This window comes from Clostridium bowmanii (assembly GCF_018861315.1).
Taxonomy (GTDB): domain Bacteria; phylum Bacillota; class Clostridia; order Clostridiales; family Clostridiaceae; genus Clostridium_AD; species Clostridium_AD bowmanii.
The window spans coordinates 16,675-32,590 of the sequence record NZ_JAHLDL010000043.1 but is presented as its reverse complement, the minus strand read 5'-3'; the positions used below and the strand labels follow the sequence as shown (position 1 = coordinate 32,590).

Here is a 15,916-nt window from a genome sequence, read left to right as displayed (position 1 = left end):
GGGGTCATTGTTTTTTTGTTATAAAGGTAGCTTGAAGCCTTGCAAATACAAGGATTTAAATAAATAAAACAAAGATAGTGTTTACACTATCTAAATAGTTTAGGAGGCAAAGTGATGAAAGAAAAAATTCAGAAGATATGTGATGATTTCAGTAAAGAACATAATTTTTCGGGTACTTGTCTTGTGAAACAGGGAAATGATGTAATTTTTTCACAAGCATATGGATTTGCACATAGAGGTTTTAATATTCCAAATAAACTTAATACTATGTTTGATACAGCATCTATCACCAAAGTTTTTACTGCAACGGCCATTTTGATTTTAATCCAGAAAGGGTTATTACATTTTGAAGACAAAATCACTGACATTATTAATTTAAAGGGGACTGCAATTCCAGAAGATGTAAGTATCTATAATTTGCTTACTCATACGTCTGGAATCGCTGATGATGCAGACGAAGAAGCAGGCGAAAATTATTCTGATTTATTCATAAATAAACCGAATTATTCTATACGAAATACATGTGATTTTCTTCCTCAATTTGCATATAAAGAACCTATTTTTAAGGCAGGTACTAATGTTAGATATAATAATTGTGCTTTTGTTTTATTAGGTTTAGCAATAGAAAAAATAACTGGGATGGATTATAGAAGTTTTGTCACAAATAATATTTTTGTGCCTAGTGGTATGTTAAATACAAAATTTTGTGCTATGGATGAAGTGAATACAGATATAGCAGAAGGATATATTGGAAGTTATGATAAAAACAAAGATTTTATTAAATGGAGTAAAAATATATACTCTTATCCACCTATTGGGTCTCCAGATTCGGGAGCATATACAACAGTAATTGACCTTGATATTTTTATCAGAAAACTAAAAGCTAATGTATTATTAGAAAAAGAATATACTAATATGATATTTTCACCTCATTGTGAATTCGCCCAGCCTTTTAAGTGCGGACAACCTCCAATTAATGCAATAATAAGAAAAGGGTATGCCTTTGAATTTGTAGAAATTGATAGTCATGTATTCTGTATGCGTAAAGAGGGCTTAAACGATGGTGTAGGCGCAATGCTTTCATATTATCCAGATATTGATGTAACCATTATAATTATGAGTAATCAAACTATGTTCAATCAAGATTGTAACGTATGGCAGATGCACAGAAAAATTGAAAATCAATTGCCATTAATTTAATTTAACAATGGAGGATATATAAATGGTAGATTCAAAAGGATTTTAGTTTTGAAAATTTTTAAACCGAGTTTCTCATTTGTTCAGTATTATATGGATAGTCGATTGGCTAGAAAATCGTATTAAATGCTAATGAAAATTAAAGCAAGGGGTGTCATATGGGAATAAATATAATAAAGGGTAGAATGGATTATATAAATGATTGTGAAGATATATTATTAAATTCCGAACTAGGATTAAGATATTTTTCAGAAAAAGGAAGTGCTAGAAGGGCATTGGAGGATGGATTTAATAAGAAAGAGATATATGTTGCCTTAGATATTAATCATAATTGTAATGGGTTCATATGGTTTATTATAGAAGGGGCATTTCATTCATTTCCATATCTCCATATTATTGCAGTCAAGAAAGAAAATCGCAAACTTGGAATAGGAAAAAAACTATTAGAGTTCTTTGAGGATATTTGCTTTAGAGATTATACAAAACTATTTCTAGTGGTTGCAGATTTTAATACAGATGCCAAAATATTGTATGAAAAAATTGGATATATAGAAATTGGTATTATACCTAGCTTGTATAGAGAAGGAATAACTGAATGTTTAATGATGAAATTAAAAGAAGAGAAAATATGATTGTATTGATGATATAGATAGTAATTATAAAAATGCAACAGCTGCTGCAACCCTTTTGTAAATGATATTATTTAAAATTATAAATTACAATTGCATTTGTGTGATAAAGAATATTATATTTTAAATCAGGGAGGTTAATTTTAGTTATGAATGATTCAGAAAGTATACTTGATTATTATAGGGACGAATTGAAATGGAATCCACCTTTTGCGGAAGTACTCTCTAAATATTCCCCAGATGCACTAAAAGGATATTTGGGGATGCGTCAATCTATTCAACAAGGGCATTTACCTAAAAAAACAAGCGAACTAATTTTTACAATATTGGATAGTTTGGATGATGAAGTAAGTGGGGCAAAGACACATGCTGTAGCAACAGGTTTAACAATGGAAGGGCTAGCAGAAGCATTTGTAATTGTAACTATTGTTAAAGGTATTAATGTGTTATGCAAAACAGGTGTCGAGGCAATAAAAGCAGCAGAGAAAAGGTTTAATGAAATGAACTTAGACACAAGGGAGAAAAGTAATTTATGAGAAATATGAGTGGAGGCTAAATATGTTATTTAAAGAGTTTGGCAATAAAAACATGCCAGTTATTATTTTTATTCATGGCGGCGGATTGTCATGGTGGTCCTGGAAACCACAAATTGAAGCATTAAAGGAGGATTTTTATATCATTACTCCGATTATTGATGGGCATGGTGATGATTGTGATACCACTTTTTTAAGCATAAAAGATTCTGCAAAGCAGGTTATTAAATACATAAAAGGAAGTTGTGACGGAAAAGTTTTCGCAATTTGTGGTCTGTCTATTGGTGCTCAAATCGTTGTTGAAATATTATCCGAAGAAGCTGATATTACCGAGAATGCAGTTATAGAAAGTGCATTGGTTTATCCTATAAAAATGGCTATCGCATTAACTGTTCCAGTGTATAATATGTGCTATAGGTTAATTAAAAAAAGATGGTTTTCAAAACTACAGGCTAAAACATTGAACGTTCCAGCTGAATTATTTGAGACCTATTACGAGGAAAGTTCACGAATGACAAAAGAATCACTAATTAATTTTACTATAAGTAATGGAAACTATCCAATGCCTGAATCCTTATGCAATACAAAAGCAAAAACATTAATATTAGTTGGTGGAAAAGAATTATCAGTAATGAAAAAATCTGCATCGTTACTGCACGAAACCATAAAAAATAATGTTTTAAAAGCAATTGAAAAAAGTGGACATGGCGAAATCAGTTTAATGTATCCAGACAAATACATTACTCTGTTACAACAGTTTTTTTATAAATAGTTTATTGTGAAGAAAAGATTATTACATTCTACTTAGTGGAGCAAGTATCTTTAATTAGAGCATGTTTGTGATGAAAATTTTGTTCAGAGGATGATTTTCGATACTTTTTATACCTTATCATGCAAGGTATATTTAGAACAAGGTAAAGTTCAAGTTGATTTGTTAGATACGGTAGTTGAAGCTGTAGATTACTTTCAACAAGCCAAGTATAAGAGTGTATTAGACTTGGGTTGTGGAACCGGCAGAAATACCATATATCTTGCTAGTAGAGGATTTAAAGTATCAGCATGTGACATATCTAAGACAGGTATTGAAATTACAAAGAAACACACTGAAAATCTTGGCTTTACAAATATAGATTATAGAATCGAAGATATGTATAAAATGACCTACGATAACAATAGCTTCGATGCAGTTTTATGTATATGGGTTCAAGGTCATGGAACTAAAATTGATGTGCAGAAAGGAATTGACGAGATATTCAGAGTTCTTAAGAAGGATGAAACTATTGTTACAGATTTTGTTACCATTGAGGATAGTACTTATGGCATTGGAAAAGAAATTGAACAAAACACCTTTATGGGAGGAAGACCAGGTGAAGAAGAAATACCACATTTTTATACCTCAAAAGAAGAGCTTAATTCAATGTTTAGTAGATATAAAAACATTAATATCAAAGATAAAGCTTATCATTTTGGAGATATAAAGGGTAATGAACATATAATTAAAGCTGCTGTAGTTATTGCTATCAAATGAGATTAATATTGTTACTTTTGTTTCTGATGCTTATGATTAGCTCCAACCTGCTTAATAAACGTACATAATTAACACATATGCAACTCATAGCTCATTGCGCTGGAGTATTAACTATTACTAATAATAACTTTGTTTAATAAATATAAAAACACTTAATGGTTAAAGGTTAGTTATTAAAATTTAAGTAAATGAATGGAGTGATAATAATGTTAGAGCAAAGACAATATCCTATACTTGAGTTTGATTCATGTAGCAGTGCTGTTATTGAACCTTTGAATTTCATAAAATCAATAGATATGGCTGAATGCTGTGTTATATCGTTTTTTAGAGATATTATTGAAATGAAAAATAATAATGGACAGCTAAAACAAGTTGAGACTATTCATTCTGAAACTTTGGATATTCCAATTTATGAAACAATGTATAATGGAAAAAGAGTTGCACTTGTATTGGGTTTTCTTGGATCTGCAGGTTCAGCTGCATTGCTTGAAGAATTAATAGCTTTTGGATGTAAAAAGTTCATTGTTTGTGGTGGAGCGGGTGTTTTACAAAAGGATATTGCAGTGGGTCACTTGATTATACCAACATCTGCAGTAAGAGATGAAGGGGTGTCTTATCATTATATTGAACCTTCAAGAGAGGTTGAATGCAATAAAGAGATTGTGGAAGTAATAGAAAGAGAATTTAATAAAGATGGTATAAAATATCTTAAGGCTAAAACTTGGACTACTGATGCATTATATAGAGAAACAAAAGAGAAGGTATCATTAAGAATATCTGAAGGATGTGTAACAGTTGAAATGGAAGCGGCTGCCTTCTTTGCTGTAGCTAAATTTAGAAATGTCGCATTAGGTCAAATATTATATTGCGGCGATGATTTAAGTGGTGATGAATGGGATGAAAGATTATGGAACGGAAGAAAAGATATAAGAGAGAATTTAGTTGATTTATCAATAAAGATTTGTTCGAAATTATGATGCAACCATTTTTAATGAGACGGTATAGATAATAGAAATTCATTTTGTAGTAAACGGTTTTATAATTGGGGGGGAGTAATGAAGTCAATAGCAAATTATATTTCAATTTCCAGAGCATTTCTTGCTCCTGCATTGGCTTTAACAAAACCATTAAGTATAACTTTTTTTGTAATCTATCTTATTTGTGGAATTAGCGATGTTTTTGATGGATATATAGCACGCAAAACTAACACTACAAGTCAATTGGGAGAAAAACTTGATTCAGTTGCAGATTTGATAATGATTATGATATTGATAATTGTACTATATCCAATTATCAATCTAACAGTTAAAATCATTGTTTGGGTAGTTATCATTGGAATAATTAGAGTAGTATCAATTATAGTGGTATTTGTAAAGTATAAAACGTTTGGGATACTTCATACTTATGGGAACAAAATTACAGGGATTATATTGTTTACGTTCCCAATATCACTTACTTTTATCCCATTAGATGTGCTGATATATATGATTTGTGTAGTTGCTAGTATTTCTGCTATTGAAGAATTATTTATCCATCTATCATCAAATGAATTTCGAGCAAACAAGAAAAGCCTATTCTATATCTTTTTACCATGAAATAGGATTTAGTGATTTGGATATACAACAAGATATTCATGGGATTTTATATACACCAATGGAATTTATGTTATAAAAAAAATTAAGGGAGGCACATTTTTGGATTATAAAAAACAAATTATTAAATTTAACCCAAACAATGAACAAGAAGGCCAAGATAAAAAGATAATTCTTGATTATATAGAAGAGTTTCCACAAAACATTTTGTCAAGAGAAAATAAATTTGCACATATTACAAGTTCAGGATTTATAATGAACAAAGCAATGGATAAAGTGCTAATGGTTCACCACAATATTCGAAATACTTGGGCCTGGACTGGAGGACATGTAGATGGAGACACAGATTTTTTACATGTTGCAGTTAAAGAGGCAAAAGAAGAAACAGGTATAAATGCGGTGACAGCTCTTACAAAAAATATTGTATCTATAGATATTCTTCCTGTCTATGGGCATGTAAGAAGAAATAAGTATGTTAGTGCACACTTACATCTTTCTATAGCATACATTCTTATCGCAAGTGAAAAGGAAGTTCTCATAGTAAAAGAAGATGAAAATAGCGATGTTAGCTGGTTTTCTGTGGATAGATTTACTGAAGATTTTTTTGATGTGAGAGATGTTTATTTATATAACAAGCTAATTAATAGGGCCAAACAAACTAACAACAACAACAACAACAGTGACTAGATTATATGAAACAATATATATAAAGTGAGAATTCTTAGCTGCAGTAGCATTGAAAAAATTTGAACCTACTGGCTTGGTTGAATATTGTACATGTCGTTTAGAAGATTGGGAGGAGAAGAAGGAATATTTTGATTTAGCAATTTCAGCTCAAGCCTTTCATTGGGTTCCAAAGCCTATAGGCTTTCTAAAGTGTGCAAGTGCATTAAAACCTAAGGGAGATATTGGATTGTTTTGGAATCTATATTTAACCTATAATGAGACAATTGACACTGAACTTAATGAAACGGGAATGTTTCTTTTACAGTCTGAAGCATCTTGTGAGGAACGTATTACATATCATATAGAGGAAATAAAATCAAGTGGTTGTTTCAAAGAAACTATAGTACATAGATTCCCATGGTCTCAAAGATATACAATTGATGAGTATATAGGATTTATGAAAACCTGTAATGGGTTTCTGATGCAAGTGAACTAAATGAAATAAGAGAGAATGCACTATCAGTAGTTTTCAATACATAAAATAATTCATATTATAATTTCTGTCAAGAAATTAAAACACTTAATGGATAACATGAGACAACTGCTCAAAGACTTGGAATTGCAAATAAAATTTATAATGTTTATGATATTCTACACTTTAAAAAATGAAGTGAAAATAAAAAAGGTTCAAAACAGAGCCTTTTTATCATGTATCAGCAACCTATTAGATTATTTAATTGCAGATGGATTTTTTACTTATATGCTTGTTACTTCACCACAAAATTCAACGATAAGTTCGGAACCACCTAATCTAGGTCTTGAATCTAATGACTGTAGACTTGCTATTCCAAATATTTTACCCTATTATCTTTCTATGGAACCACATTTACTACATGCGTTATTATTCTCCAAAATGATTACCTCCTAAATTAGACTTTAATATTTACGGGCAATTTTTAAGCTTAGCAAGCAGATTACAGCTATTTTTTTGTTCGAAGGTGCATACGAAAATACAACGATTTTAAGCAGAAAAAGAAAAATACTGTGAGTGTTATTTCAGCAGGTGGAGATACAAGAGAGTAGGTAATATCCTTTTCTTTAAATAACAAAAATTGTCCGCCTTGTTCAGCGGACTACTTTTTTATAGCAATGTGTAAATTTATGACTTATAATCTATATATAGGCTAGCAATATCAAATATTTGTTTTATATTGATATTAAACAATATTTCAGCATTAAAGGAGAATAATTCGAATGGATAATATTTTAATAGACGAGTTAACAGAACTTGTAGAAAATGCTTGTAAATCTAAAAGCAATAAATATGGATATGGAATTTGGTCCCACCACATAAAACCTATGCTTAAAATCTCAAGCAAATTAGCTGCATTATATAATGCAGAAGAAGAGATAGTCATTATCGCAACACTGTTACATGATCTTGCCGGAATACGAGATGATTCAAAAACAAAGGATCACCATGTATATGGAGCTATAGAAGCCGAAGAAATACTTAGAAAATATAATTATTCAGAGGTTGGAATAGAAAAAGTAAAAAAATGCATTTTAAATCACAGAGGGAGCATTAACAATATTAAAGATAGTGTTGAAGAAATTTGTGTAGCTGATGCGGATGCAATGGCTCATATAGAACAGATAGGTTCATTATTTTATCTTGTTTATAAAGAACTGAATATGGAAATGGAAGAAGGCATTCAATACATAAATGGGAAGATAAATAGAGATTGGAATAAGATGAGTGAAAAAAGCAAGAAATTATTTAAATATAAGTATGAAAGTGTAATTGAAGTAATTAATTAAATAAAGGTGGTTAATTAATGGGAAGAATTATAACAATTGGTGGAGGAGATCTTGGACAGCTCCAAACTTTTGAAATAGATAAATATATCGTAAAATCTACCAATAAAGAAAAACCAAGAGCATTATTTATACCAACTGCGAGTAATGACGCAACAACATATATTGAAACGTTTAATAAGGTCTATGGTGAAATGTTAGGATGCCATACCGATGCATTGTGTCTTATAAACAGCAATATTACTGAAGATGAAATAAAGGAAAAGATATTTTCTTCTGACATAATATATGTTGGTGGAGGAGATACAAAAGGCATGCTAAAAATTTGGAAAGAGAATAAAGTTGATTATTACCTAAAGCAGGCATATAAGGGAGAAACAATCCTTTGTGGACTTAGTGCTGGTTCAATTTGTTGGTTTGATTATGGATATAGTGATGTGTCCAGTGAAGGGGACGAGTGTAAAAATTTTATTAAGTTAGAGGCCTTAGGTTTATTAAAAGGATTTCATTGCCCGCATTTTAATGAAGGTAGTAGAGGCGAGGGTTTCACAAGTATGTTAAAACATAATGATATTTTAGGGATTGGGATTGATAATAATTGTGCTTTAGAGGTACTTGATGATAAATTTAGAATATTAAAATCAGATAAAAATGCAAAAGCATATAAGATATTTAATAAAAATAACGTTCTTATAACTGAAGAATTAACTAATATTGAATCATATGAGTCATTAGAAAATTTTTATAAGACTTTTTAGTCCACAATATTCAAGCAAGTTATCAGGATCGAAATAGTGAAATGAAAAATAAGGAGCTAAGTATGGAAAGAATTGCAATAATATCAGATATTCATGGAAATATGTCAGCATTAGAGGCTGTATTAATAGATATTAAGAGTAGAAATATTAAGTCTATTTTTTGTCTTGGAGATTTAGCTGGAAAAGGTCCTAGTTCAGCAGAAGTAGTAGATAAAATTAGACAACATTGTGAAGTAGTAATTAAAGGCAATTGGGATTATTATATGACTGAAATAAATGATAATGAAGCTGTAAAGTGGCATCAGAGCAAATTAGGAGTTGAAAGATTAAAATATATGAAACAGCTACCAATATATAAAGAGTTTTATATAAGTGGAAAACTATTAAGACTATGTCATGCTTCCCCAAACGATCTATTTCATAGAGTTTACCTCTCAACGAAGCAAAGTGAACGGATGAAATTATTTGAAGGAACACCAACTCTTAATATTGACGCAGATGTAGTTGGATATGGGGATATACATGGTGCTCATATAGATAATTTTGATGGAAAAACTATCTTTAATGTTGGAAGTGTTGGTAATCCACTTGAAATTCCTCAAGCTTCTTATGGAATAATTGAAGGTAAACTTAATGATGAATATAAATCATCATTTGCAATATCTCTTGTTAGAGTACCATATGACATAGACTTAGCTATTGAACAGGCCGAATTAACAGATATGCCAGAAAAAAAAGAATATATTAATGAATTAAAAACAGCAATATATAGAGGTAAATGAACATTAGCATATTAGTAAGATAAACCACATTTATTTAAGTACTTATTAATATTCATTTAAGAAAGGAATACAATTATGAAAATAATGATCGTAGGTGCAAGTGGGTATTTAGGAAATACAATCTGACTATAACCCAGATGAAATATACCATAGTTTAAGGAATGATAAAAGAAAATCAATACTCACCACATTAATAAGAGACATATAGGTATTAGTAACAATATAGATATTAGGCTTAGTTATTGAAACTAAAATTTTGAAAACAGTTGATGCTTCTAGTAACTGTAGTTTGCAGTTCGATGTAGCAGCCAAGGAGCCCAAACATGTATTTAAGTGTATATTATCACCTAAATTTAATGAATAGGTTAGGAAGCATTAGAATTGAGTATTGAAAGGAAATGGAGTTGGTAAATATGTTTAGTAAATTTACAAGCACTGATATAGTATACACAAAGAAATTCTCCGAAAACTATGAAGATAATGAGATAATAAGGTCCTACGATAATAATTTGCAGGACATGTATATGCACAATTTTACACTAATCAAAAACAGTATTTGTAAAGATAGGTTTGGAAAGATAATTCTTTATGAGTTAGAAAAAAGGAAGGCTGAAAACGCAAATTTCTTAAGAATAGAGTTTAATTTTGCTATTGAGAATGATTTTATTAATAATTTGCCTGTAATTCCACAAGTGACAAAATATGATTATATGTATATTGATCCTCATATGGGTGAATATTTAACTGGAAATGATGAGTGTGTTTTAACCAAAGCATTATCAGAAAAAACATTAAAAAAAGGCATAGAAGTTGATATTTTAGCTAATCAATCAGCTATGGGGACTGAATTTACAAGGAAAAGAATATATAGGAAATCAGAGGTTTATAAACAAATTAATTCGAATTTAGATTTATATGTTTGTGATTATAATGGTATATCTATTTGCAAATGCGAATTTATGTTGAATAATAGTATTGCTAAAATAGAAAATTTTGATATATTAAAGAGTTATCAAAGAAAAGGATTTGGAAATTCTGTAATTAAACACTTATTAGAAGAGGCAATACAACATTGTGTTGAATTTGTTTATCTTATAACTGATAGTGGAGATACTGCAAAAGGAATGTATAAAAAATGTGGTTTTAAAAAAGCAGGAGAAAAGACGGAACTATTCTTTGATTTAATTTAATTCCAATCTTTAATGACTTTAATAGAATACAAATTTACTGAATGTAGAATTGACATTGGATTATATAGAATTAAGAGGTGACTTTTATGGAATTAGATGATAGTAAGCAGTTAAATATCGATGATATAACATTAAGCTATCATGAAAAAGGTAAAGGTGATGTTTTATTATTTTTACACGGTAATAGCTTGGATAGTGATATTTTCGTTAACATGTATGAGTATTTTGCTGAAAAATACAAAGTTGTTGCAGTTGATAGTAGGGGGCACGGTTCAAGTGAACCTGGAGAAGTCCCATATTCTATTGATTTATTTGCAGATGATATCATTTCATTTTGCCTCAAAAAAAAGTTCTCCAATATACGTATTGTCGGTTATAGTGATGGAGCGAATATTGCATTAATGATAGCCAAAAAGTATCCTCAATTGATTGATAAATTAGTCATTATTTCAGGTAATTATAAAGTAGAAGGTGTTAAAAAATGGCTTAGAAATATATTAAAGTTCTTGATAATTTTATTAATACCTTTTTCAAAACACTTCAATTCAATCAAAACACAAAAATGGAAATATGACTTGATGGTGGATGATATGGGTATTTCGGAAAGTGATTTAAAGAAAATAATAAAACCAACACTTGTGCTTTGTGCTGAAAATGATCTTATTTATGAGGAGCATACATTTAATATGCATAGAAATATAAAAGGCTCTTTTTTAAAAATGATAAAAAAAACTAATCATTTTAATATAGTATATAATGATCAAATCATTAAAATTACAGATGAATTTCTTAATTAATTTTTAAATGCAGTATTCTTTTTAGCAAAAATAATATTAAAAAAATGCAATGATGGGGGGAATAGATATGAAACTAGAATTATTAAGGGCTAGTATGGAAATGGAAGAACAGCATTTAAGTTTTATCAATGAATGGGAAAAAAATGGTGAGGCAATTGTACCATATGCAACAAGATTACAAGACATGGATTATAAAACATGGTTGGATTATACGTATAAAATTGAAACTGTGGATACCTGTCCACCGCACTTAGTGCCTGCACACACCTACTTTTTAGTACTAGATAATAAAAAGATTATTGGTGCAGTAAATATTAGACATTATCTAAATGACTATTTATTAAATTTTGGTGGACATATTGGTTATGGTGTTCGTCCCTCAGAGAGAAAAAAAGGATATGCATCATTGATGTTATCTATGGCTTTACCTATAGCGAAGAAACTTGGAATCAATAAGGCTTTGATTACTTGTGACAAATACAATTTAGGTTCTGCTAAAACGATTATAAAAAATGGTGGTGTTCTAGAAAATGAAGTACCTGATGAGGGAGAAATAACTCAAAGATACTGGATAGGGATTTAAATATTGATTAAAATCATGAGACAGGAGAATAATTATGACTATCGAAAATCAAAGAGAATACTTTAATAATACATGTGAAAAATGGAAAGAAATACCTGAGGAAAAAGGTGTCATTATAAATAAAGCTATAAATTTATTAGGAATATCAGAGGGACAATCTGTACTCGATGTTGCATCAGGAACAGGAGTATTATACACAGTTTTAAAAAATATGAGGTTAAGTAATTATGTTGCCTTAGATATATCAGAAAATATGTTGAAAGAACTAGAGCTTCTATATCCTGAAGTAAAAACTATATGTGATGATTTTGATAAAGATATGGACTTAGAAGAAAAATTTGATTATATTTTAATATTTAATAGCATACCACATTTTGAAAACTTAAATATAGTATTTTCAAATGCTAAGAAACATTTGAAAATTGGAGGGACTTTTGCAATAGTCCATACAAAAACTCGTAAAGAACTAAAAGAACATCATAAAAGAATAGGATATACTTTGGGGAGGGAAGCAATTCCTAATGATGATACACTATGCACACTTATAAAAAAATATGAGTTTAGAGAATTAATAGTAAGAGATTATGATTTTTTCTATTTTAGTTGTAAAAGGTAATCACGACGGAATTATAATAGATGAGATTTTATTAGGAATTAACTGAAGATTCGAAATGGTGTAACTTGTGCTTATACTATAACAACCTAAATAGAAGGTAATAGATCTGATTTATTTATAATATACAAATAAATTATTAAATAAGGAGATTCAACTATGGATATTTCATTTAAAACTGATGAAGGAAGATTTAATTATAGAGTAGCAGGTATTATAGTCCACAATAATAAATTATTAATTATGAAAGATGCGTGTTCACCATATTTTTATATTCCAGGTGGACGAGTTAAAATGAATGAATTAAGCGAGAATGCAATTAGTAGAGAAGTAAGGGAAGAATTACATGTTAATATTAAAATTAATCGATTGTTGTGGGTTAATGAAAATTTCTTCCAAGAAGAAACTTCTGATGAGAGGTTTCACGAAATCTGTTTTTATTATTTATTAGATATGATTGATGACAAATTAACAAATAAAGGAAATGAGTTTATCCTTAAAGAAAACGGAGAACATGATCTTTCTTTTTATTGGAAAGATATAGAGAAAATTAACGATTTAAATATATACCCCTTATTTATAAAAAAAAATATTCTGCAATTACCACAAGTAATAGAACATGTGGTAGAAATAAAAGATTAATATAGGGTGCAAATTACTTTAATTTGGTTTCAATTATAGCTAATAAATTGTAACTAAAGTGACTTGATGAAAGGAAAGAAAAGAGAAAAAAGCAAGGAGGAGATACAATGGATTTAATAAAACCATCTCGTTTAAAACGAGGTGATAAAGTGGCTACTGTTAGTTTGTCTTGGGGTGGTGCAGGAGATAATAATATTTTATGGAGATATAATATTGGCAAGAAGCGACTTCAAGAAGAATTCGGATTAGATGTCATTGAAATGCCTCATACCCTCAGTGGAACAGAATTTATTCATAATCATCCTGAAAAAAGAGCTGAAGATTTAATGCTAGCATTTAAAGATAAATCAATAAAAGCAATATTTTCATGTATTGGTGGGGATGAAAGTGTAAGGATGCTTCCATTTATTGATTTTGATATTATAAGGAATAATCCTAAGATTTTTATAGGATACTCAGATTCAACTATTACTCATATGATCTGTTTAAAAGCTGGTATTTCAAGCTTTTATGGTGCTTCCATATTAGCAGAATTTGCTGAGAATGTTAAAATGTTAGATTATACAAAACATTGGTTAGAAAAAGCATTATTTAATAACTCTATCATAGGTAATATTGATTCATCATCGATTTGGACAAGTGAACGTTTACCCTGGGATGAGAAAAATAAATTAATGGAAAGAAATACGCAAGCGAGTATTGGCTATGAGCTTTTACAAGGCACGGGAACTTCAACGGGACACTTAATTGGTGGTTGTATTGAAGTACTCGAAATGATCAAAGGAACAGACCTCTGGCCATGTAATGATTTATGGGCTAATTCTATTATTTTCTTTGAAACTTCTGAAGAAAAACCGGATCCGAAGTATTTTGAATATTGGTTACGTAATTATGGTTCTCAAGGAATTTTACAAAAGGCTAATGGAATAATATTTGGAAAGCCATATGATAATTTGTATTATGAGGAATATAAAAAAGTTATTTTAAATGTGGTAAGAGATGAGCTTAAATTAATTGATTTGCCTATTATGTTTAATATGAATTTTGGACATACTGCACCTATGATAACTATCCCTTATGGTGCTATAGGAGAAATTGATTGCAGCAAGAAAAGTTTTAGTATTTTGGACTCAGGTGTAAGATAAGTGTAATTAATATGTAGATTCATTAACAGATGCAGTTGTCGGAGGATTGCTATAAATAGAAAATGTTATAACTAAAACTTTACTAACATTTTGTATTATAATACCTCTCCTACTAATTGCATATATGTGATATTTAAACAATTATATTTTATTATTCACGAGGAGGAAATAAAGATGAGCGATTGTTCAGTAATTTACCCTAAGGAGTTTAAATTATATCTAATTTTGCAAAAAAAAATATTAGTTATGACTGGTTCAAGAAATGAATAAGATAGAAGATACAATATTTAAAGAAGGATTAAGAGAAGGTAACCTGCTTAAATTAAGAAAGGTATCTAAAGCGGATGTACATAATCATTGTGGATTAGGTATGAGGTTTTCAACTTTTAATAAATGGGCCGGTGGTTATGTTAGTGAACCTCCTAAAAAGATTGATGGGATTATAGGGATAGATAACTATATTTTCAATGAAACCATTAAATTTATTAGTAAGGAAGAGGATATAGTCTTTTTAATAGAAGAAACCGTAAAGGAAGCTATAGAAGATGGAGTAAAAGTATTAGAGTCCAGTATAGATTGCCATAATCTAATGTATTTTGCTAATAATGATAAGTTTTTTAACACAATACTTAATATTAGAGATAAATATAATAAATCAATAGACTTCAGACTTGAGGTTGGGATGTCTAAAAGCATATCTAATAAGGATTTAAATGAAATGTTAATACCCTGTATTGATAGCGGAGTGTTTGAATCCATAGATTTATATGGAGATGAAACTAGAGATGACTTTGAAAGATTTAAAGAATATTACAAACATGCCAAAAGTAAAGGTCTTAAGCTTAAAGCCCATGCTGGAGAGTTTCAAGGAGCTGAAAATGTAAAAAAAGCTATAGAAACATTAGAAATAGATGAAATTCAGCACGGTATAGGAGTATCTTCAAATGAATATGTAATGGACCTTATAAAAGAAAGGAACATTAGATTGAATATTTGTCCAAGCAGTAATTATATATTAGGAGCTGTTAAAAATATGAATAGCTATCCTGCTAGAAATTTATTTGATAAGGGGCTACGAATTACAATAAATACGGATGATTTATTGCTATTTAATAGTGGAGTATCTGAGGAATATTTGTATTTATATAAATTAGGTTTGTTCAATGAAGATGAACTAAATGAAATAAGAAAATTTTCATTAGAGTAAAGTTATTATATTAGAAATATGGTATTTAGATTTACACTAAAGCATGAATGAAAGGAAGAAATAAGTTAATATGCAAAAATCATTATTAGATTGTACAATAATCATGAACTTAAAAGAAAAAATCCAACAACAGGATAAGGAAGCTTTGAAAAGTTTTTGAGATATGATAGAAAATGAAGAAGGTATGATTGGTACGAAATTTCACTGATTGGAATTCAGTAAGAAATTATAAGATA

19 protein-coding genes are annotated in these 15,916 nt (G+C 29.5%); all 19 read left to right on the top strand.

Features of this window, described 5'->3' with window-relative positions; translation table 11 throughout:
- The first annotated feature begins 114 nt into the window (after nt 1-114).
- On the top strand, nt 115-1,200 hold the full coding sequence (locus KPL51_RS20425) for a serine hydrolase domain-containing protein (RefSeq protein WP_216165782.1): 1,086 nt from the start codon (nt 115-117) through the stop codon (nt 1,198-1,200).
- Nucleotides 1,201-1,355: 155 nt separating this feature from the next.
- Nucleotides 1,356-1,829, top strand: coding sequence for a GNAT family N-acetyltransferase (locus KPL51_RS20420; RefSeq protein WP_216165780.1), 474 nt, complete (start codon nt 1,356-1,358; stop codon nt 1,827-1,829).
- A 146-nt stretch (nt 1,830-1,975) separates the two neighbouring features.
- A complete protein-coding gene (locus KPL51_RS20415) occupies nt 1,976-2,362 on the top strand; it encodes a carboxymuconolactone decarboxylase family protein (RefSeq protein WP_216165778.1) in 387 nt (128 codons plus the stop codon).
- A gap of 22 nt (nt 2,363-2,384) precedes the next feature.
- Nucleotides 2,385-3,131: an alpha/beta fold hydrolase gene (locus tag KPL51_RS20410; RefSeq protein ID WP_216165776.1), complete on the top strand. Its 747-nt coding sequence runs from the start codon at nt 2,385-2,387 to the stop codon at nt 3,129-3,131.
- 90 nt (nt 3,132-3,221) lie between these two features.
- The gene (locus tag KPL51_RS20405) at nt 3,222-3,887 is read left to right on the top strand and encodes a class I SAM-dependent methyltransferase (protein WP_216165774.1); all 666 of its coding nucleotides are present in this window, start codon (nt 3,222-3,224) and stop codon (nt 3,885-3,887) included.
- A 206-nt stretch (nt 3,888-4,093) separates the two neighbouring features.
- Nucleotides 4,094-4,864 carry a nucleoside phosphorylase gene (locus KPL51_RS20400; RefSeq protein ID WP_216165772.1) on the top strand — a complete coding sequence of 257 codons (771 nt, stop codon included), beginning with the start codon at nt 4,094-4,096 and terminating at the stop codon, nt 4,862-4,864.
- Nucleotides 4,865-4,942: 78 nt separating this feature from the next.
- The gene (locus tag KPL51_RS20395) at nt 4,943-5,482 is read left to right on the top strand and encodes a CDP-alcohol phosphatidyltransferase family protein (RefSeq protein ID WP_216165770.1); all 540 of its coding nucleotides are present in this window, start codon (nt 4,943-4,945) and stop codon (nt 5,480-5,482) included.
- A gap of 99 nt (nt 5,483-5,581) precedes the next feature.
- A complete protein-coding gene (locus KPL51_RS20385; protein ID WP_216165766.1) occupies nt 5,582-6,166 on the top strand; it encodes an NUDIX hydrolase in 585 nt (194 codons plus the stop codon).
- Nucleotides 6,167-6,215: 49 nt separating this feature from the next.
- Complete coding sequence (locus KPL51_RS20380) at nt 6,216-6,641, top strand: methyltransferase domain-containing protein (RefSeq protein WP_216165764.1); 426 nt, start codon at nt 6,216-6,218, stop codon at nt 6,639-6,641.
- Between the two features lie 758 nt (nt 6,642-7,399).
- On the top strand, nt 7,400-7,966 hold the full coding sequence (locus tag KPL51_RS20375; protein WP_216165762.1) for an HD domain-containing protein: 567 nt from the start codon (nt 7,400-7,402) through the stop codon (nt 7,964-7,966).
- 17 nt (nt 7,967-7,983) lie between these two features.
- Nucleotides 7,984-8,721, top strand: coding sequence for a Type 1 glutamine amidotransferase-like domain-containing protein (locus KPL51_RS20370; protein ID WP_216165760.1), 738 nt, complete (start codon nt 7,984-7,986; stop codon nt 8,719-8,721).
- A gap of 62 nt (nt 8,722-8,783) precedes the next feature.
- Nucleotides 8,784-9,503, top strand: a complete 720-nt coding sequence (locus KPL51_RS20365; RefSeq protein ID WP_216165758.1) for a metallophosphoesterase family protein — start codon at nt 8,784-8,786, stop codon at nt 9,501-9,503.
- A 413-nt stretch (nt 9,504-9,916) separates the two neighbouring features.
- Nucleotides 9,917-10,693 carry a GNAT family N-acetyltransferase gene (locus KPL51_RS20360; RefSeq protein ID WP_216165756.1) on the top strand — a complete coding sequence of 259 codons (777 nt, stop codon included), beginning with the start codon at nt 9,917-9,919 and terminating at the stop codon, nt 10,691-10,693.
- A gap of 86 nt (nt 10,694-10,779) precedes the next feature.
- On the top strand, nt 10,780-11,490 hold the full coding sequence (locus KPL51_RS20355) for an alpha/beta fold hydrolase (RefSeq protein ID WP_216165754.1): 711 nt from the start codon (nt 10,780-10,782) through the stop codon (nt 11,488-11,490).
- A 67-nt stretch (nt 11,491-11,557) separates the two neighbouring features.
- Complete coding sequence (locus KPL51_RS20350) at nt 11,558-12,073, top strand: GNAT family N-acetyltransferase (protein ID WP_216165752.1); 516 nt, start codon at nt 11,558-11,560, stop codon at nt 12,071-12,073.
- Nucleotides 12,074-12,107: 34 nt separating this feature from the next.
- Nucleotides 12,108-12,689, top strand: coding sequence for a class I SAM-dependent methyltransferase (locus KPL51_RS20345; RefSeq protein WP_216165750.1), 582 nt, complete (start codon nt 12,108-12,110; stop codon nt 12,687-12,689).
- A gap of 156 nt (nt 12,690-12,845) precedes the next feature.
- The gene (locus tag KPL51_RS20340; protein WP_216165748.1) at nt 12,846-13,328 is read left to right on the top strand and encodes an NUDIX hydrolase; all 483 of its coding nucleotides are present in this window, start codon (nt 12,846-12,848) and stop codon (nt 13,326-13,328) included.
- Nucleotides 13,329-13,435: 107 nt separating this feature from the next.
- Complete coding sequence (locus tag KPL51_RS20335) at nt 13,436-14,473, top strand: S66 family peptidase (protein ID WP_216165746.1); 1,038 nt, start codon at nt 13,436-13,438, stop codon at nt 14,471-14,473.
- Between the two features lie 262 nt (nt 14,474-14,735).
- Nucleotides 14,736-15,680 carry an amidohydrolase family protein gene (locus tag KPL51_RS20330; protein WP_216165744.1) on the top strand — a complete coding sequence of 315 codons (945 nt, stop codon included), beginning with the start codon at nt 14,736-14,738 and terminating at the stop codon, nt 15,678-15,680.
- Nucleotides 15,681-15,916 lie beyond the last annotated feature (236 nt).